The 18,223-nt window shown below is 59.9% G+C and carries 17 protein-coding genes; 4 read left to right on the top strand and 13 right to left on the bottom strand.

The window, feature by feature from the left end:
- The 8 genes from trbG to ABR989_RS16570 form a co-directional block, all read right to left on the bottom strand.
- Positions 1-939 (bottom strand): P-type conjugative transfer protein TrbG, encoded by a 939-nt coding sequence (gene trbG, locus ABR989_RS16535; RefSeq protein WP_428130415.1) that lies wholly within the window; start codon positions 937-939, stop codon positions 1-3.
- A 12-nt stretch (positions 940-951) separates the two neighbouring features.
- Positions 952-1,617 carry a VirB8/TrbF family protein gene (locus ABR989_RS16540; RefSeq protein WP_428130416.1) on the bottom strand — a complete coding sequence of 222 codons (666 nt, stop codon included), beginning with the start codon at positions 1,615-1,617 and terminating at the stop codon, positions 952-954.
- 224 nt (positions 1,618-1,841) lie between these two features.
- A complete protein-coding gene (locus ABR989_RS16545; protein WP_428130417.1) occupies positions 1,842-2,177 on the bottom strand; it encodes a helix-turn-helix transcriptional regulator in 336 nt (111 codons plus the stop codon).
- Between the two features lie 191 nt (positions 2,178-2,368).
- A complete protein-coding gene (locus ABR989_RS16550) occupies positions 2,369-2,626 on the bottom strand; it encodes a BrnA antitoxin family protein (protein WP_331958825.1) in 258 nt (85 codons plus the stop codon).
- Positions 2,592-2,900 (bottom strand): BrnT family toxin, encoded by a 309-nt coding sequence (locus tag ABR989_RS16555; RefSeq protein ID WP_428130418.1) that lies wholly within the window; start codon positions 2,898-2,900, stop codon positions 2,592-2,594. Before ABR989_RS16555 ends, ABR989_RS16550 begins: the two co-directional genes overlap by 35 nt.
- A gap of 425 nt (positions 2,901-3,325) precedes the next feature.
- The gene (locus ABR989_RS16560; RefSeq protein WP_428130419.1) at positions 3,326-3,844 is read right to left on the bottom strand and encodes a nuclear transport factor 2 family protein; all 519 of its coding nucleotides are present in this window, start codon (positions 3,842-3,844) and stop codon (positions 3,326-3,328) included.
- A gap of 49 nt (positions 3,845-3,893) precedes the next feature.
- Positions 3,894-5,144: an acyl-CoA dehydrogenase family protein gene (locus ABR989_RS16565; protein WP_428130420.1), complete on the bottom strand. Its 1,251-nt coding sequence runs from the start codon at positions 5,142-5,144 to the stop codon at positions 3,894-3,896.
- Positions 5,145-5,396: 252 nt separating this feature from the next.
- Positions 5,397-5,543: a hypothetical protein gene (locus ABR989_RS16570; RefSeq protein ID WP_428130421.1), complete on the bottom strand. Its 147-nt coding sequence runs from the start codon at positions 5,541-5,543 to the stop codon at positions 5,397-5,399.
- A 120-nt stretch (positions 5,544-5,663) separates the two neighbouring features.
- Here ABR989_RS16570 and ABR989_RS16575 point away from each other — a divergent pair, with 120 nt between their 5' ends.
- Both ABR989_RS16575 and ABR989_RS16580 read left to right on the top strand, forming a co-directional pair.
- Positions 5,664-6,686 (top strand): prenyltransferase, encoded by a 1,023-nt coding sequence (locus ABR989_RS16575; RefSeq protein ID WP_428130422.1) that lies wholly within the window; start codon positions 5,664-5,666, stop codon positions 6,684-6,686.
- A 141-nt stretch (positions 6,687-6,827) separates the two neighbouring features.
- Positions 6,828-6,983, top strand: a complete 156-nt coding sequence (locus ABR989_RS16580; protein ID WP_428130423.1) for a hypothetical protein — start codon at positions 6,828-6,830, stop codon at positions 6,981-6,983.
- Between the two features lie 138 nt (positions 6,984-7,121).
- Here ABR989_RS16580 and ABR989_RS16585 read toward each other — a convergent pair whose 3' ends face one another.
- From ABR989_RS16585 to ABR989_RS16605, 5 genes are all read right to left on the bottom strand, one after another.
- Entirely contained in the window at positions 7,122-8,432 is a 1,311-nt protein-coding gene (locus tag ABR989_RS16585) for a protoporphyrinogen/coproporphyrinogen oxidase (RefSeq protein WP_428130424.1), read from the bottom strand.
- Positions 8,433-8,643: 211 nt separating this feature from the next.
- Positions 8,644-9,615: a DNA-methyltransferase gene (locus tag ABR989_RS16590; protein ID WP_428130425.1), complete on the bottom strand. Its 972-nt coding sequence runs from the start codon at positions 9,613-9,615 to the stop codon at positions 8,644-8,646.
- A complete protein-coding gene (locus ABR989_RS16595; RefSeq protein WP_428130426.1) occupies positions 9,612-10,604 on the bottom strand; it encodes an O-methyltransferase in 993 nt (330 codons plus the stop codon). Before ABR989_RS16595 ends, ABR989_RS16590 begins: the two co-directional genes overlap by 4 nt.
- Positions 10,605-11,972, bottom strand: a complete 1,368-nt coding sequence (locus ABR989_RS16600; protein WP_428130427.1) for an ATP-binding protein — start codon at positions 11,970-11,972, stop codon at positions 10,605-10,607. It lies immediately after the preceding gene.
- Positions 11,973-12,692: 720 nt separating this feature from the next.
- Entirely contained in the window at positions 12,693-14,207 is a 1,515-nt protein-coding gene (locus tag ABR989_RS16605; protein ID WP_428130428.1) for a Ppx/GppA phosphatase family protein, read from the bottom strand.
- A 531-nt stretch (positions 14,208-14,738) separates the two neighbouring features.
- Between ABR989_RS16605 and ABR989_RS16610 the strand changes: the two genes are divergently transcribed.
- Together ABR989_RS16610 and ABR989_RS16615 are read left to right on the top strand one after the other, a co-directional pair.
- The gene (locus tag ABR989_RS16610) at positions 14,739-17,600 is read left to right on the top strand and encodes a molybdopterin-dependent oxidoreductase (protein WP_428130429.1); all 2,862 of its coding nucleotides are present in this window, start codon (positions 14,739-14,741) and stop codon (positions 17,598-17,600) included.
- Between the two features lie 30 nt (positions 17,601-17,630).
- A complete protein-coding gene (locus tag ABR989_RS16615; protein WP_428130430.1) occupies positions 17,631-18,110 on the top strand; it encodes a YbhB/YbcL family Raf kinase inhibitor-like protein in 480 nt (159 codons plus the stop codon).
- Positions 18,111-18,223 lie beyond the last annotated feature (113 nt).

The following is an 18,223-nucleotide window of genomic DNA, read 5'->3' on the forward strand; positions in this document are numbered from 1 at the left end:
TCACCTCGCCGTGCCGGTGTACCGGATGTTCACGCGGTCTTGTTCGCGGCCGACGCCCGAAACCAGCACCGCCTGGTCGAAGAGTTTGTCGACCACGTAGTAGTCGCCCCTGACGCGATAGTTCACCATCTCGCTGCCGTTGCCCGCGGCGACCAACAGCGCGGGAGCTTCGCTCGACTTTGTAGTCGCGGGCATCTGGATGTAGATGTGTGTGCCGTCGTCGAATGCTCGCACCGGTTTCCACGGCACCTTTGCTCCAGACACCGCGTAAGAAAAATTGAGAGCGCCCGGATCGAGCGAAGCCAGAGCAGCGACCACTCCGTCCGGCTGTGATTGCGAGTCGCGCGCCTTCGCGGCTGTGTGGTCGGCGTCCTGCATCGCCTGCTGGAGTTCCTCAGGATAATAGAAGGCGACTTCCTGCATTTCGCGTCCGGCGCGCGAGCGCAACATCAGGTGGTAAATGTGCTTCGTGGTGTAGATCGTGAGATTGGTGCTGATGCCGCCCGCGGTGGGCTTGATCGCAAGGTGCGGAGTCGGATTGCGCGGATCGCCCGATGCGGCGGGCGTCACGAGCCAGCGTTCGCTGTCGCCGCTGGCAACGTCCGTGATCGTCTCGCCCGGCTCAAGCTGGATGTCGGTGGTTCGCAATGGAGCGCAGTCAACTGCAGGCTCTTGTCCTTCTTCATACGGGTAAAGCTCGCGGTGCGGCATCTTATAAACCTGCCACGCGCCGTCTTGCTGATGTTGTTTAATCGCCTCCCGAACCTCTTGGGGCTGCTGCGCGAGTATCTGGGCGCCGCTTAGCGGTGCGGGCTCCGGCTCGGGAGATGGTGCTGCTTTCGTGACAAGCGTCAGCGGCGGCGGTGGCGTTTGCTTTGCCGAGCAAGCGGCGAGCGTCAGCGAGAGCGCGACGAAACCAAATGTGCCAATGCACTTCATCGTGATCCCCTCCTAACTTCGCTGCTCGGTCCAGTTGAGCTGCGTGACGTAAAAGCCGAGCGGGTTCTCCAGGATCGAGGCGTCAGAGGTCGCCGAAATGATCGTGGTGTCGAGCGCCGCTTCCCAATGCGTCGTGGCGACCGGAGAACCGTCGAGCCCTGATTCTTCCTCAGTCCATCTCACCTGCCACGTCGCTTTCGACAGCGGCAGGATCGAATCGATCTGGACGCTCACAGATTGGTGCTGAGCAACCTTGAACGGATCATGCTCAAGTTCGTTCTCGTGGTAGTAGTTCTCCAGAAACTTGTAAGCCGGTCCGCGGGCGCGGCTGTACACCTGCCCAATCAGCTGGTGCTCGGCTGCCGGATCGGTGATCACCTCGCGAGCGTTGCGGATGAAAGCCGCCAGCTCGTACCGCACCATCCGGTCTGTGCTGATCCGAGTCGGGTTTTCAGTGAGCGCGCTGGGTGCGGCCAGCGCATAGCCAAGCTTGTCAACTTCGACGACGTAAGGAACGAACTTGCTTCGCGTGCTGAGCCAAACCATTCCGAAAGCCAGCACAAGCGTGATGACCATCATGCCAGCGGCGGTGATCTGCCAGTTGCGTTTGCCGAGAACCAGATCAGCGTACCGCTCGTCCCATTCCTGCCGCGCTTTGAGATAGACACTGCCTTCCATGCCAACGCCTCGCTGCTAGCGATCGAGCACACGTTGTGAATTTCGTGCTCGCTGCTTTCAGCGAGTGAGCAGCTTCCGTGCCACTTGCCCTCCGCACGAGCGTTGGCCTAAGGGCTGCCAACTGATTCGGGGCGGGGATGCGTAGACAATACAGACCGGCGGATGGCAGTGCGGCGAGCTTTCGATCTGAAAGCGCTGAGGAACCGAGGTCGCGGACCGGAAACCTACGCCACCTTCGGGTTCCGGTTTGCGTTGACGAACCGCAGTTCGACCCGTTTGTTCAAGGCATTGGCGACGCGTCTGAGCATCGTAAGTGAGTGGCCCTGGTAGTCAGCGTCTTCGAGTCTGCAAATGACCGAAGTGGTGGTGCCGACCAGCTTGGCGAGCTGTTGCTGGGTGAGGCCCGCGCGCTTGCGGAGCGCAGAAATCTTGCGGGCAACCGTATCGTTGGCCTCGGCCTCCGCCAGTTCGGCCATCCGCTCGGGATGCCCTTCATAGTACCGCCGATGAATGATCTCGATCGCGTCCGGGGTCGGCTTCCGCTTTCCTGCCACTTTCACCGTTCACGACTTCTCAAACGTGTGGAGCTTGCGATCCTGCTCGTATCTTTGCTTCCGCATAAATGCCGCGTCGATGGCGGCGCCGGGAACTCGATCCTCTTTTGTCAGACCGTGCGCGAGGATTGCTGCGACTCTCCCGTGAAAGAAGTAAAGAATTCTATAGTTCAGACGTCTCGCTCCAATTTCCGATGTCACGCACGTTTCCGCTGTACCGCGTCCTCCAGCGCCTGGCGGATGAAGCGCTGGTAGGGAACTCCCGCCTTGGCCGCGGAGGCCCGCACCGCATCGAGCAGTTGCCGGGGCACGCGCATGTTGACTCGCTCGCTCTTGGGCTGAAACTCGAAGCGGATCGGTCGCATCGCGGACAAGTCGTACTCGGTCAGATCGGCCTTTTCGACAAAGTCCTCGGCTTCTTTATCGCTTCGGAAGCGTGGCAGTTTCTTTTTCATAGTGGTCCATTTCCTTCCTGTGCATGTACCGTGCGCTGATCGGCCGAATGAGTGTTTTGCCGCGCTGCGTCCGCAGGGTGAACACGACGAGAATCCCGCGACCTTTATCGGTCTTGCCAATTGCCTTGAAGCGTTCCTCAGGTTTCGAGTGCAGGGGATCCGGTAAAACGGCGATCGGCCTGTGAAATAGGAATTCGATCGCGGCCGTCGAAACGCCGTGCTTCTGGCACTTGGACCGGTTGCTTTCATCCCAGTCGAATCCCGCTATCCGCATTTAGGTCTCAGCCGCTGGGCTCGTTAAGTATGTACGTTTATCCATCCATTCGTCAATATCTCTGGATGTACGGGCGCTCGAAAAATGAGTGCGCTCAGTGCCCACTCAGTGCCCACTTCCGGATTTATCCACAGGATCTGGGATGATGCCGGTTGGCCAAAAACCCTTATATTTCCTGCATTATATGACATGAGCTGATCTCGGAAAACATGGCGGCCAAGCTTAGGAATCCTGTGCTCTATCCATCTGAGCTAAGGGGGCACCCGGACAAGTGAGAAAGTTACGCCGATGCGCGTCGCGGACCAAGCGGGCTGCGCCACGCTAAGGTAAAATCTGCAACCTCACCCGCGCCAGGCGCGCGGCCGTGTGTCTGCGACACCTCCAACAACAAAGCGGGCGATGCAGGTAACAAGTCGCGCGGAACGCTACATCCTGACTCGGGCGAATGTGTTCAGGAATCGTTGCTTCGCCCATCCTTCGCGAAGCGGTGCGATGAAGAAAATCGCGGCATTGCGCATCTCGAAGCGCCACGCGCCTGCGTCGCGCCGGTAGCGATCGAAGTAGCGGCCCGCGCCGACTACCGCTTCGCCGGAGGTCCGATCGACGGCGGTAAGCTCGAAATAGCAGTCGCCTGACGCGCGGTCGCCGTCGATGGAGACGCGATGATTGTGGACCGTGTGCGCCATGTCGCGCAGCGCAGCCGGCACCATGACGGTGAAGAAATTTCGGAGCTCGGCGCGCCCGCGCGACACCATCGGCGCCATCTGTTCGCCACCCGCGCCACGAAAGTCGCAGCACGCGTCCTCCGTGAAGAGGCGCTCAACGAGTTCGTCGAAACGCCCGTCGTCCACGAGAAAGCAGTAAGTGGCCGCGAGTTCGCGAATCTGCTCGCGATCCTCGAGAATCCGGAGTCGTTGTTCGATGCTAGAGCCGATGGTGTCCAACGCTTTTTTCCCCTCCCGTTTTTGTCCGGATTCCGGCGGGCGGACTTCGCTACAGCATCGAGGCCGCGATCAGGCCCAGGTAATTGTTCTCGCCGTCCGCGATCGTGCACGCAGTGGCGTCGCGCAGGAACATCTCGGCCGCGTACTCGCGGGTCATTCCGTTACCGCCGTGAAGCTGCACCGCCATGGTCGCGACCTCGAACGCCGCGTCTGAGCAAAAGACCTTCGAGGTGATCGAGTGATCGAGGCGTGCGGGCTCGCCTCGCGAAAGCCGGGTGATGTTGTAAACGTAAACGTCGCGCGAGAGCGCGTGAGAGGCTCGAACCAATGACGCCATCCGGAACAGCCTGGCACGCACCGATTGATGCTCGAAGATGGGACGTCCGCCCTGGATGCGCGTTTTGGTGTAGGCGAGCGCGCAATCGAAGGCCGCGCGCGCGATCCCGGTCGCGAGCGTCCCGACCGCCGCGTTGAAGGCGGTGAGAGTGGCCTCGACATGGGCGGGATAGTTAGCACCCTCGGCGATCATGTAGCGGCGCGGGATGCGGACCTCATCGAAGAAAATCTCGCCTTGCGGCAAAGAGCGAAATGCATGCTTGTCGAGGGGACGCCCGCGCGATATTCCGGGAAGATTGAGCGGCACGAAGCATACGCCACCGTTGTCCAGTCCGTCGCTCGAGCCGAGCTGCACGTTCACAACGGCCACGGTTGCGATGGGTGCGTTGGATACCCAGGAGGATTTCTGCCCGCTTAGGACCCACGAGTCTCCGTCGCGCCGTGCGATCAGGTTGCCACGGCCTTTTACTTTGAGGTCGGGCCGCATCACGCCAAGCTGGTCGGAGCCGTGATCCGGTTCCGTGATCGCCCAGCATCCGATAATCGAGGCGCCCGCCTGGCTGAAGTAGGGCGCTGAGAACTCGGCGATTAACTCGCTATTACCGGTCGCCAGTGCGGCTCCTGCAGGATAGGGAGCAAGAAAAATGGCGCCGGCCAGCCCAACGTTTCCCCACGACAATTCCTCGAGCACCATGTGCGCGGTTGCGGGCGACGCCTCAAGCCCGCCAAGCGCCGCGGGTGCGTTGAGCTTGGTAAAGCCCAGCTCAGCCGCCTGGGTCAGAACCCTGTAAAGCGGCGAGCCCGGCGCGATCGCCGCCTCAGGCGTCATCCTGTCGATCGCAATGCCGGCGGGACGCAGTACCTCGGCGGCGAAACGGCGAGCAGTGTCGCGGATTTGCAGTTGCTCGGCGGTCAGGCTTAGATCGTACTCAAAGGCTTCGTACACATGCGCGGCGGTTTCCATCTATGGATGTCCTCGTTTGTGCGCTCTATAGACCCGACGGCCTCCCTGTGCAAGGTTCCAGGCGGGTTTTGTTCCACGGCCTTTGCAGCGCCGCGGGAAGCGCGTAATCTCAGGTCGGACTTTTGTTTTCTGTCGCATTTTGTCGAGAACAAAATAAACCGGAGCCTGAACAATGAAATACACAACTAATTCCGCAGTGGCTATTTGTGTTGCTATTGCGATGGTGTGGCTGGCCGGCTGTGCGCCTAGTACTCATGTCACGGAAACCACGACGACCAGCGAATCCATGAGTGCGAATCCGTCGGTGTTGGCGCCAGCTACGAATTCAAGCACGACCACGAGCACCCAGCCTGGCAACGCCGCCGCGCAGGGGACGTACACGCCTCCGGATAAGAACACACCATACCGGTTGACCCCTACAGGCGGTTACTACGTTCAGTGATGGCGCATTCGAATCCATCAGGCTGCTCATACCCGGCATCGCGGCCAAAGCCGCCGTGCCCATCGAAAAGCTGAATCATGGCAGAGTTAGTAAAACCCCATCCTATCGACTGGACTGAGCGGCTCAAGAACTGGCGCGAGGCGCTGCTCACGATGAACCTGCCCGACGAGCGCATGGACGGCGTCTCGCGATGGCTCATCATCACGCGCGCGGGCGTTATCCCGATGACGCTGACGTCAGGACTTATCGGCGGGCTGCTTGCTACGCGCGCGGCCAATCCGAACTGGTTATATTTCATCCTCAGTCTGATCGGGCTGGGCGTCGCGCACGCCTGCAACAATCTCATCAACGACTACTTCGATCTGACCGGCGGCATCGACACGGTGCTAGCGCCGCGTGCATTGTATGCGCCCCATCCCGTGCTCGCGGGCTGGGTTACCAGGACAGAGCTCATACGCGCCATCGTCGTGCTCAACCTGATCGACGCGGCAATTATGGTTTTCCTCTTCGCGGTGCGCGGATGGGCGGTGGTCCTGTTCGCATTGGCTGGACTGTTCATCAGCGTGTTTTACGTTGCGCCACCGGTGCGTTTAAAGCATCTCGGACTGGGCGAGCCCGGCGTGTTCATCGTATGGGGCCCGCTGATGGTCGGTGGCACGTATTTCGTCACGACTGGCGGGGTACCTGCCTGGGTCTGGGTTGCGTCGCTTCCCTACGCGATCCTCGTGACGAGCGTACTTATAGGCAAGCACATCGACAAACTTCCCTACGATTCCGGAAAGGGCGTGCGCACGTTGCCGGTGATCCTCGGCGAGAAGCGGGCGCTCCTCCTCAACCAGGCGCTGATGATTTCGTTCTACTTAGTTGTCGTAGCGATGGTCCTGACGGGTACGCTCGGGCTCGGCGCCCTGGTCGTGCTGGGCGGGCTGCCGATGCTCTTGCGGGTGCTCAAGGTTTATTCGGAGCCCAAGCCGAGTTCGCCGCCGCCAGGATATCCGGTATGGCCGCTGTGGTATGTGTCGGCGGCCTTCGTGCATACGCGGCGCGCCGGCGCGCTGTTCGTACTCGGTCTTTTCCTGAACTGGATCTTCGGTATGTAGTCCGCCGCCTCCACAGTCGCTATCGGGCGCATCATCTGGGGCAGAGACAAATCTTACGCGAGGCGATGAGAATGACGACGACCGTGGTGCGCCGCATTTTAATGCGCATCTCCTTCATCAGTTCCATAGATGGATTTTAAGATGGATTTTAATCCCAAGCGCGCTCCGATCTACGAGGATTACGTTCGTTCATCCGGACGATGGGTGCTGGCTCAATATGCGGTGAGCGATGCAATCGTTCAAAATGGTTCCGTTCGTGACGCACCACTGGTGGCATTTTCCGCGCACAATTACTAAAAGAAAGATGGTCGGCTCCGTTTCCCCCGAATGGAGCCGAAGGCACGCTTGGCCACATGCCCTCATGGTGAAGCCTATGCGTGCCTTTTTTTTCGATTGTCCAAAACTGGCCTGAGGCGAGGAGCGCGGGTCTTGCGCTCAGCCTTCCACGATACGGCGCGCCGCCCAAGTGCCGGTTTCGATCGCCGATTCGAGCAACGGCATCCCCATGTAATCGCCCGCCAACCACACTCGGCAGTCCCGCGGCCGTGTGCGGCGGTACTCGGCAAGCGCCCGTGCGCGCCCGACCGGCGATTTCGGCATCCCCTCTCGCCAACGAACAACGCGCGTGAAATTCTCCGCGGCGAACGCTCCGGGGAACAGCCGCTCGACGTCATCCGCGACCGCGCTCACCACCTGTTCATCCGTCCAATCCATCATTCGCTCCGCGTTATCCGGCGTAACGAACAAGTTGAGCATTTCGCCGCCCTTGGGCACCCGCTCAGGGTCCTTGGCCGATTCAATCGTGACGGAAACAATTTGTCGGCGCTCGGCGCGCGGTATCATCATCGCCCACACGTTGCTGAGCCCCGGATCGCCGGACCAGTCGCGCTTCGTCGCCAGACCGACCTTGATCACCGACCCGTAGGGCGTCGCCATGAGCTCGCGTTCGATCCTGTCTCCAGCGCGATAAATTCCGGCCGCCGCCGAAGCTGTAGTTGCCAGCACCACCGCGTCAGCGCGCACCGTCTCTGACGGCATCCGCACCGTCACGCCGTCGGGCGTGGCTTCGACCGCCTGGACGGGAGCCTCAAGTTTAACATCGACCCGCGCCGCCATCGCACGGGGCAGCGAGTCGTTGCCGCGCGCCAGCGTCATATCCTTGCTCCGGCCGTTGGCGGTAATCGCCAGCACTGCCAGCGCGCACGCGCGCGAGGTATCCTCGATCCGCTGCATCATGCCACCGGCGAGTACCGGTTCGAGCAGGAACTCCGCGCCCCGGCCCAAGCGCGGCGCGCTCCAACTCGCAGCATCCTGGTCGTCGTAGTCCGCCCATGCCGAGTAGTTATCGAGCGCCGGCCATCGCAAGCTGGTGGTATGCCAGGTGAATCGAACGAGGTCCCGCACGCTCAGCAGTCCGCTGGTCAACGCATACACGGCAAACAGCAGTCCAGAGGGCACCCGATGCGGTCGCCCATCTTTGAACACCGTTATCCACGGACTGGTCGGTCTCAGCTCGGCCTGGAGTCCCATCTCCTTGATGAGCCCCAATGCGTTGCGATAGGTGGAAGTGAAGAATTGCGTCCCGCGCTCGTATAGGTAGCCGTCGTGGGTCTCTGAACTCGTCCGTCCGCCGACGCGATCGCTCGATTCGAATACTGTGACCTCGGCGCCCGCATTGCGCAGACGGAGCGCGGCGCTGAGTCCCGCGATACCTGCTCCCACCACCACTACGCGCCGATTGGCCATTTGGTCCATTGACTCCGGATTCCCGTTTTCTAAGTCAACTACGAATTTTAATAAAATGCGAGGCAGGGGTGACCGCTGCACCCAGTGTTAAGAGCGCGCTCCGTTGTCGCGCGCGGGCAGGGGTGACCCCTGCACCCAGTGTTAGGTGAAAAGAGAATCGGCACCGCCGCGGGATGCGGGCTTCGCCCTGTTAGAAGGGTTAAGGGGAGATTTACCTCGCCCGAGATTTCACGAGATCCGCTTGCTCGACGAAATCCTCGTTCCTGTAATGAAAAAGCTGTTTCCCTTCGAGCCGCTCTACTATTACTTGCGATGATTCGATCTCGATCCCGATCCACCTTCGTTTCTTTGTCTCGCAGACGGCGAGCGTTGTGCCGCTTCCCGCGAAGGGGTCAAGTATCAAATCGCCTTCGTCGGTGCTCATCTCCACAACTCGGTCGAGGAGTTTAGTCGAAAGGGCATTAGCCTTCCGCTTCTTAGATTTGAATTTCCAATGTCGAACAGGGGAGATGTCGTGCCAAACATCAGTAAGGTTTATTCCATTGGGGTTGAGCGCTTTTCGGTGTCCGCCATAGTCTCTTATGTCTCCGTCACAGTGACGGCACTTTTGAATGCGAGTACGGATATTGTGAAATGTTTTGGCCTTACCTTTGCTAAAGTATAAAAGACTGTAGTGACTGGGATAGAGTCGACCAGGGATCGGTAACCCCAGCTTAATATCAACCACGATCCAGTCACGAAAGCTCATGCCACGTTCGAGTAGGAAGTTCGCGAGAATGATGTTCCACTTCGGTAAGTTGTACGAAAACAATGAGCCGCCATTTTTCAAAATTCTTATGCTCTGGTCGATCCAACTATAACACCACCTGAGATAATCATGCTCGGCCCGGCGGTCGTTCACCGCCAAACCATATTTCTTGCCAATATTGAAAGGTGGATCAGCAAACACAGTGTCGACACACTCTGCCGCGATGGAAGGCAAAATGGCGAGAGCGTCACCGTCAAACAACGCGCCAAGCTTGGTTACGTATACTGGGGCTAAGTCTCTATGGTTTAGGAACGCTGCAACATCGAATTCAGGGAGCTTAGACCCCGCTCTTGTTTTGCCTTTACAGGCCTGACCCTTCGCGGCGGTTAAGCCGTTATGCGTGCATTTCGCTGCAATGTTCTTTCCGTTCTTCATAACAGCGCTTCCAAATAGGTCGGGTACTGCCTGTAGAACGTCCGGTAGTTATCTAGGAGCGTTTGCTCGAGCTCAAAAGTAAGGTTGCCGGCACGAAGCGTAGGGTTCAGTCGGTGGTTCAGCCACTGCGTTTCGCGAATTGTGAGCGGGGGCACCGAGATTTGCAGAGATTCACTGTCTCGCCGAACGAAGCGATGCTCGAAGATTCCACGTGTTTCAAGCGCTTGGTCATCTCGCTCTGTGCCGATCCTCCCGCCGACGGTGAGCATTGGCGCTCCGTCTCGATAAAAGAAGTTGAAAAGCTGAATGAACCGGAGAGACGGGTTTTGACGCGCCAATGTCTGTCGTATTCGCTCCAATATCACTTCATAGAAGAGAGGGTCGACATGCGCGCGCGCGACCAGTTCCTTCGTAATCCGTGAGTTTGAATACGGGCCGAACCAGCTACGGTAGGTTTGAAGCGTTACGCGTTCCCTCTGCTGTGAAGCGCGTTCCCTCTGCTGTGAAGACTGTCCCTGAAGATCGAACTCGTCCTCTGGCAGCTTTGGCCGGGCATCGACGGTGACAATGAAGATGCTTGTTGGGCAGAGGCGGCTGAGGCTCCCGTCAATATCCTGAAGAATCTCCGGGTCGAGCGGACGATCATAGTCCAGCCAAACAAGCAAGCGCTCTCTGCGGCGAATGCTCGGGATATATTGCGAGAATGGTTTGAGCTTCAATTTGATGAATTTGAAGGGTTTGTTGAAACGCATCCTTTTTTCGATGTCGCCCCACTCGATGCATACCATCTTCTCGATGAACAGGTATTTATGGAACATGACGAAATCTACATAGGCGACCGAGCCAAAACCCACGTATGAGTATTCACTAATGTTAAATCCTGCTCGGGGCAGCCGAAGCAGGATTTCCATTATGATTTTTCGCTCTACTTGCTTGGATGGGCGCAAAGCGTAGTCAAACTGCTTGAATGAATCTGTCGGAGTCGCCATCTACTTACAGTTCTTGTCGTAAAACCAGTCGAAAGTGTATTGACCGATGCTTGAAGCTGACATTCTGGGTCGTCCGAGCGCTTCCTTTATGCTTTCCAACTGCTTCTTGGGTCGCTTGTACAAAATCGCTAGCAGAGTATCATCGGTTTGTTTCTTAACATTTGCCTTCCAAGCTGTATTTGCTCGTCTGGCAACAGACTGCGGCGAGACGCCCTTAGCGGATTGGAAGAGAACGTGCTCCGCCTCGCCTTCCTCCTTTACGTCGGGGTAGAGGTCGTTGAGAAAATTGAGGACGGGCCTACTAAGGATCCACATTTCCGCTAGAGCGCGCTGGTATATTGGCGACTCTTGGTCCACGTCATCTTTCGTTGTATTCCACGGTAGCTTATGGCCGTGTTTGCTTCGAAAGTAAACGTAGCCGAGGAAATGGTTGTATTTGGCATGGAAGGTGGGATGAGAGTCGACGTTCCACCCCGTTCGGTGAGTCTTGTCGGCGTCGAGAACCATACGACCGTTACAGAAGACGTACCAACCGCGCGGAGTCTTATCGGTGGGGGGCGAGAGTCCGGCGAGCACGAGGACCTCGACGCCGTCCTCCTTAACCAATTGTCGGACCGCCCGAAGGCCAAGCGTTTCCGCTAACTCTGGAAACTCCGGATGATGCTCCTCCCCGTTGATCGTGATTTTCGCTCCTGCCTTGAGAAATAGAGCATAGGCCCTGGAAACCTTTTCTGACAGTAGAGTTCGAAAAGCCGTAGAGGCGAACTGCCTGCCAATGACTTCATGCAAGTCGGTAATTGCGATGGTCGTGCCTCCGGAAGTTGATTTTTTTGGCCGGCCATATGTGAAAGGGAATGGCCATTCCTTTTTCTTCTTCCAGGAGTCAACGTCTATGTCGATTTTGAATTCCTCGTCCTTGGTATGCGACATGAAGGAAATGCTTTTGCCAATCTTAAAGAACGCGCGCTTCATACCTATTCCGTAGACTCCAAGTCGAGTCCCGGATGTCTCTTCAGCCGGATTACCGAGCAGAAAAATGTGCTTCTCAGCTTCGCTAATCGAGATGCCGCCACAATTATCGCTAATCGTAAACCGCGAGGGCGTATACGAGATCGCGATTTGAGCCTTAACAGACTGCGCTTTTGTTCCCGCGATGAGATGTTGGCTAACGTCGAGATCGGATGCTGCGATTAGGCTGTCAATAGAATTGTCGATCAGGTCCAATATACATACCGAAAGGCGAATATCGCGGGTAAGCATATCGATGAAGAACGCCTTACTCGGCTCAGCTTGGGCAACGAGATTTTGGCCGTTATGGTTCACGCTTCTCGAACCTCCGTTTTGACGACCATTCTTCACTTCAGGCATCGCTAGAAGGCAGACTGTATTTTGTGCCCTTGGCGCCGCCCCAAAAGGATCGACCAAAAGTTAACCGGAGAGCTTCACGCGCGGCATGCCGGTCACCAACGCGACCCAGTGATGGGGAGGTTGGCCGCGCTACCCCTCGGGGACCTTCTACTATAGAAGGGTGGGCAAGACAAACAATTGTGCGAAATGCAGTCACGCAGCGCCCTCGGCCTCTCCGCACCGGAAGCGGGGAATTCAGCAGGAAAAGAATCGCGGATCCGGGGTCGCTCCGCTTCGGTCGGGATGACGGAGAGGAAGGATCATGCGGCGCATCGGACATTCGCGCCGCAGATGTCCCTCAGCCGCGCCGAAGGCGCGGCCTCGCCCTGTCAGGGCGAGGCACAACTAACGCCGGACGCGTTCTGGGCAGAGGCAGACCCGTTGGCACGGGAGGCCAGTATTAAAAGACCGCGCGCCTGCGACAGTGGCCGCGCGCGACAACGGAGCGCGGTCTTAACAGTGGGTGCAGGGGTCACCCCTGCCCGTGGCGACGGCAGCGCAGTATTAGGACCCGTTGACAGGGGCCGCGCGCGACAACGGAGCGCGGCGTTAACAGTGGGTGCAGGGGTCACCCCTGCCCGTGGCGACGGCAGCGCAGTATTAAGACCCGTTGACAGTGGCCGCGCGCGACAACGGAGCGCGGCGTTAACGTTGGGTGCAGGGGTCACCCCTGCCGGCGAGCTAACGCTCCAGCGTTACTTGGCGGTCGAGCAGCCGCGAGAGCAGGTCCGCCCTTCTCTCGGAGGTCCACAATTCGAGGTCGGCCTTCTCGTTGTTGGAATCGACTCCGATGATGAGGCGGCCGGGAGCGTAGCGAACTTCGATATTCTTGACCACGCTTAAGTGGCTTCGGTCCAGCGCGTCGGCGACGCGCAAGACGGCGGCGAGACCGCGGACCAAGCGCCGCTTGGAGATCGGCAGGCCGTTCAATTCGGGCGAATCGAGCTTGGGCACCTGCTTGCGGTGGCCGCGCGCCGCCTGCGCGATTACCTCGACTTCGCCCGGATCGAAACCGAACAGCTCCGCGTTCTTGATCAGATAGTACGAGTGGCGGTTGTGGCGGTCGTGATCGATCGCGTGGCCGATGTCGTGGAGCAACGCCGCGTATTCCAGCAGCTCGCGCGCGCTCTTGGGCAGCGCGAGCACCGGCGCGGTCGCGTCGAAGAGCTTCAGCGCCAGCTTCGCGACCTGGCGCCCGTGCTTGTTCACGCCGACGAAGCGGCTCGCAAGCGCATTCACCGAGAGGCGGCGCACGTCCTCGCCGGCGCCGCGAATGGTCGTGCTCGCGAGGCTGAGCAGCAGGCCCTCGCGCAGCGCCCAGGTGCATGCGACCAGCATCGGCGCCGCCGAGCGCTTGAGCACAAAGTCCACCAGCGCGGCCGCCGCCGGCATCAGGTCAATCCGCTTCGCGTCGATACCGGGCAGTTCCGAGCGCAGCGCCGAGTTTGCCGAGACCAGGTCGCCCGTGAGCAGGCTTATCTCCGCGGCCGTCGCACTGGCGCCGTGGAGGCGCTCCAGTTCATCGCCGCGCGCCGCGCGCGCCATCGCGACCAGGGTGTTGATGGTGCCCGAGGTTCCGATTGCGCGCATCACTCCCGCCTTGCGCGCCTTCTTCAGCAGCGCGCCGATCTCGTCGTTGAGATGGCGTTCGAGCCGCTTGAGTTGCGCGCGGCTGGGCGGGTCGTCGGTAAGGTAGCGCTCGGCCAGACGCGCCGCGCCCAGCTTCACGCTCTTCATCCACAGCGGCCGACCGTCGCGAACCAGCACCAGCTCGACGCTGCCGCCGCCGACGTCGATCAACAGATGCGGTCCGCCGTCGAGTCCGAGCGCGTGGCGCGCGGCGAGGAAGATGAGCCGCGCCTCCTCGGCGCCGGAAATGATCTGCACGTTGAGACCGGTCTCGCGACGGATCCGCCGGATGAAGGAGACGCGGTTTTTCGACTCGCGCACCGCGCTGGTCGCCACCGCGCGCACCTTGGCCACCTTGCGGATGTGCAGGATGCGATTGAAATTGACCAGCGCGCGCACCGCGAGGTCCATCGACTCGGGCATCAGATAACCGGTCATGAATGCGCGTCGGCCCAGCCGCACCGTCTCCTTGACCCGATCAACCACCTCGACGTGGCCGTCGCGGCCGACATCGGCGACGATCATGTGCACCGAATTGGATCCGACATCGATCGCGCCAAGCCGCATGATCAGAAGTTAACCCCTCATGCGCGCGATGTCACCTACGGCAGGGGTGAAGGAAGAATCACCTGCGCGGTGGGCGGCAGGGGTGACCGCTGCACCCAGTGAGAAGACGCGAAAATCTGCGCAGCGCATCTTTTCGCGACTACACGATGGGAGGAGTGACCGCAGGGGTGACCCACCGTTAAGGCCGCGCTCCGTTGTCGCGCGGCAGGGCTGAGCCCTGCACTCAGTATTAAGGCCGCCCGCCGTTGGCGGGCGCGGCCCCTGCCAACGGCTTAATACTGCGCTGCCGTCGCCATGCTGTATCCAGTCGATACGATATTGTTGTTTCCCAATGATACACTCTTGCTTCTTCCAAAAGGCTGTCCAGCTTAATCAACTCATTCCTAAGCCTGATATCGGTTGGAATTTTCGGCGCCCGGCGGACGGACGCACTCACGCGGCCGCGCCAAACGCAATGGCATATTTAATGCTGTTTCGGCGCTGAACGGCACGGGAATTCCGGTCAACCCAAAGCGCGCAGAGGGAAACACGATGGCTGAGCAGAGCCGAGGCGGGGATCCAATCGCGAGGCAGACGGTTTCCGAAGCCCCGCAAAACTACTGGAAGTGGGACCGTGTTCGATGGGGGACGCATCGCGTCAACTGTTATCCGGGGAGCTGTCCCTTCAGGGTTTATGCGAAAGACGGCCGCGTGATCCGCGAGGAGATCGCATGCAACATCCCGCAGATCATCGACCCCGAGTATCGGGCCCCCGACTATAATCCGCGCGGCTGCCAGAAGGGCTACCAGCATTCACGCGCGATGTACGGGGCGGAACGGCTGCTCTACCCGATGAAGCGCAAGGGCGAGCGCGGCAGCGGCAGTTGGGAGCGCATCAGCTGGGATCAGGCCTTCGACGAAATCGGCGCCAAGCTGGCCGACGTCATCCAGTTTCACGGCCCGAATTCAATCATCATCGACCAGGGCACCAACGGGGCCGGGGTGCTGCGCGGCGGCGGCGAGGGCGCGGGGGCAGGACTGGCCACCCAGCTCGGCGGAGTGTCGCTGGACCTTAACTTTTCGATCGGCGATTTTCTGCCCGGACAGTATCTGACCTTCGGGCAGTTCCAACAGTGTCCCGGCGTCGAGAACTGGTTTTTGGCCGATACCGTGGTGGTTTATGGGAACCCGGTATACGCGTGTATTTCCGATTATCACTATGTACTCGAAGCCCGCTACCGCGGGTCGAAAGTGGTGCAGATCTCACCGGACAAAAGTCCCAGCGCGCAGTTTGCCGACATGTGGCTTCCGGTCAACTGGTCGTCCGATCCCGCGCTTTGGCTTGGGCTGTGCCGCATCCTGATCGAGAAGGGATGGATCGACCTCGATTTCATCAAGGAGCAGACCGATCTGCCGGTGCTGGTGCGCAAGGACGACGGCCGCTTCCTGCGCGAGGCGGACCTTAAGGAGGGGGGCGACGCTGAGCAGTTTTACGTAATTGACGCCGCCACGGGCAAGCTCGAGGTATTGCCGAAGGGCACGCTCCAAATGGAGTGCGACCGGGTGCTGGAGGGCGCTGTTGAAGTCCGGCTCAAGGATGGGACGCGGGTCGAGGCGGCCACGGTTTTCACCCTGCTGCGCAAGCGCGTGGCGGAGTACACGCCCGAGCGGGTTTACGAGATTGCGGGGGTTCATCCCGACCAGCTCAGCCAACTGGCGGAATTGTGCCGGCCGCCGCGCAGAATATTCTTTTTCTCCGCGGCGTTCCCCGGCAAAATGTATCACGGCGACCTTTGCGAGCGGGGCGCGTGTTATGTGCTGGCGTTGACCGGCAATATCGGCAAGGCGGGCACCGGAAGCCACGGCTGGTCGGCAGGGGCCGAGTTCAACGCGGGGTCCGGGTTCGTGGGCAGCATGCCGCCGGAGATACTGGAATCCGATGACCCCATCGGCGGCGCGCTGAATGCGACGCAAAAGATGCAGGACGCCTACAAGACCATGTTCGCGATGGACCCGACGATGCCGGTTCTGGAGGCCGCGCAGGGGATGTTGCGCGAGGGAATGAAAACCACCGGCACCCTCTCGCCGCCGGCTTTGTTTTGGTACTACCACGCCGGCTACAAGGACGTCTGGGACAAGCATCTGGAGGATCCCAACGCACCGAGGAAGATCAGCGCTTACGCCGAAGAGGCGGTGGCCAATGGCTGGCTGCAGGGCTACGACATGCTCGCCAAGGAGGGCGCCAGCCCCAAGGCGATGTTCGTTTCGGGTGGAAATCCGCTGCGCCGCACGCGCGGCGGAATGAACACCTACGTGCGCACGGTGTGGCCGAAACTCGACCTGATCGTGGTGATGGATCCGCGCTGGAGCACGACCGCGCTGCACGCCGATTATGCGCTTCCCGCCGCATCGTTTTATGAGTATGCGGACACCAAGTTCAGCTGTCCCAATACCCGTTTCAGCAATTTTACCGACGAGTCGGTGCCGATGCGCGGCGAGTCGAAAAGCGATCGCCAGATCATCCATGGCATTCTGCGCGCAACTACGGGCGAATTGAAAAAACGCGGCATCAAGAGCTATAAGGCCGGCCCGCGCGAAATCGACGTGGATAAAATTTTGTGGCGGGCCACCTACGGAAACAGATATGGCGACAGCAACAGCGACGAAGAGCGGCTCGTGAACGATGCCTATCGCGCGCTGGGCGAGGTCGGATGGTTCACCAGCCTCGACGGCGAGAAGCTCGACCTTGCGAATTTGCGCAAGAATGGCGGCTCATGGCTGAGCGGAAGACCGACCTTCCCCGCGATGGTCGCGCAGAATGCGGACATGGTCGCGGGCGAAGTCTTTTGGTGCTTTCGCGATCAGGTTGAGCAGAAGGTGCCCTACGTCACGACCACCCGGCGGATCGAGTTCTACCTGGACCATCCGTGGTTCGTCGAGGCCGATGAACACCTCGTGCGCTACAAGCAGCCGCCGTACATCGGCGGCCATCAGCCGATGCGTCTGACCAGCGGCCATCTGCGCTGGAGTATCCACTCGAACTGGGTCACGGCAGAGGAAATGCTGAAGCTGCACCGCGGCGAGCCGTTCGCCTTCATCAATTCCGCCGTGGCGCGCGGCAGGGGAGTCGCCGACCACGACTACATCCGGGTGTTCAACGATTACGGCAACTTCATGGTCAGGGCCAAGCTGACCGAATGCGTGCGTCCCGACCAGCTGGTCATCTACCACGCCTGGGAGCCCTATCAGTATCCGAACTGGATGCCCTACGATGGATTGCTGCCCGGGCCGGTCAAGGGCCTGCACTTCGCCGGCGGCTACCGCCATTATCAGTACATGCTGTGGAACTGGTCGCCCGCTCAGGAGGATCGCCACACCAGCATCGACATCGAAAAGGCCGCGTTCCAGGGTTGACACAATGATAAACGGCAGGGAGGGACTTTCATGCCCTTGGCGCTTACATCGGCTGCCTTCGAGAACGGAAAGGAAATTCCCGCCGTCCATACCTGTGATGGCAAAGACGTCTCGCCCGCCATCGCATGGTCGGGCCTGCCAAGCCATGCGCGCAGCCTTGCGCTGATTATGGACGATCCTGACGCGCCCGATCCCGCCGCGCCGCGGATGGTGTGGGTCCACTGGGTGCTGTACAACATCCCGCCCTCGGCGGGAGGACTGCCGCAGGCCGTCAAGCCCGAGGCCTTGCCGGCGGGAACCTGCCAGGGGCGCAATGACTGGGGACGGACCGGATACGGCGGTCCCTGCCCTCCGACCGGACGCCATCGATACTTCTTCAAGCTCTACGCATTGGATAGCCTCCTGTCGGATCTAAACCGGCCCACGAAAGCGCAACTGGAAGCCGCGATGCAGGGACACATCGTCGAGCATGCAACGCTGATGGGAACCTACCAGCGCAGCCGCCGCTAGGGAACCTCTGCATAAGTTGATCGATTGGTGTACAAAGGAACTGGTTGAGTGGCGGATGAGGAGGTGCGGTGATGGGTAATCAGCGGACGTTTGCTTCGGTGGCTTGGACGCAG

This window comes from Binatus soli (SeqCode) (assembly GCF_050015535.1).
Taxonomy (GTDB): domain Bacteria; phylum Desulfobacterota; class Binatia; order Binatales; family Binataceae; genus Binatus; species Binatus soli.

Excerpts from the sequence above, each read along its gene's own strand:
- ABR989_RS16550 (WP_331958825.1), bottom strand. The coding sequence starts at position 2,626 with ATGAAAAAGAAACTGCCACGCTTCCGAAGCGATAAAGAAGCCGAGGAC.
- ABR989_RS16585 (WP_428130424.1), bottom strand. The coding sequence starts at position 8,432 with ATGGCCAATCGGCGCGTAGTGGTGGTGGGAGCAGGTATCGCGGGACTC.
- ABR989_RS16575 (WP_428130422.1), top strand. The coding sequence starts at position 5,664 with ATGGCAGAGTTAGTAAAACCCCATCCTATCGACTGGACTGAGCGGCTC.
- ABR989_RS16610 (WP_428130429.1), top strand. The coding sequence starts at position 14,739 with ATGGCTGAGCAGAGCCGAGGCGGGGATCCAATCGCGAGGCAGACGGTT.
- ABR989_RS16580 (WP_428130423.1), top strand. The coding sequence starts at position 6,828 with ATGGATTTTAATCCCAAGCGCGCTCCGATCTACGAGGATTACGTTCGT.
- ABR989_RS16590 (WP_428130425.1), bottom strand. The coding sequence starts at position 9,615 with ATGAAGAACGGAAAGAACATTGCAGCGAAATGCACGCATAACGGCTTA.
- ABR989_RS16605 (WP_428130428.1), bottom strand. The coding sequence starts at position 14,207 with ATGCGGCTTGGCGCGATCGATGTCGGATCCAATTCGGTGCACATGATC.
- ABR989_RS16555 (WP_428130418.1), bottom strand. The coding sequence starts at position 2,900 with ATGCGGATAGCGGGATTCGACTGGGATGAAAGCAACCGGTCCAAGTGC.
- ABR989_RS16600 (WP_428130427.1), bottom strand. The coding sequence starts at position 11,972 with ATGCCTGAAGTGAAGAATGGTCGTCAAAACGGAGGTTCGAGAAGCGTG.
- ABR989_RS16615 (WP_428130430.1), top strand. The coding sequence starts at position 17,631 with ATGCCCTTGGCGCTTACATCGGCTGCCTTCGAGAACGGAAAGGAAATT.
- ABR989_RS16540 (WP_428130416.1), bottom strand. The coding sequence starts at position 1,617 with ATGGAAGGCAGTGTCTATCTCAAAGCGCGGCAGGAATGGGACGAGCGG.
- trbG (WP_428130415.1), bottom strand. The coding sequence starts at position 939 with ATGAAGTGCATTGGCACATTTGGTTTCGTCGCGCTCTCGCTGACGCTC.
- ABR989_RS16595 (WP_428130426.1), bottom strand. The coding sequence starts at position 10,604 with ATGGCGACTCCGACAGATTCATTCAAGCAGTTTGACTACGCTTTGCGC.
- ABR989_RS16565 (WP_428130420.1), bottom strand. The coding sequence starts at position 5,144 with ATGGAAACCGCCGCGCATGTGTACGAAGCCTTTGAGTACGATCTAAGC.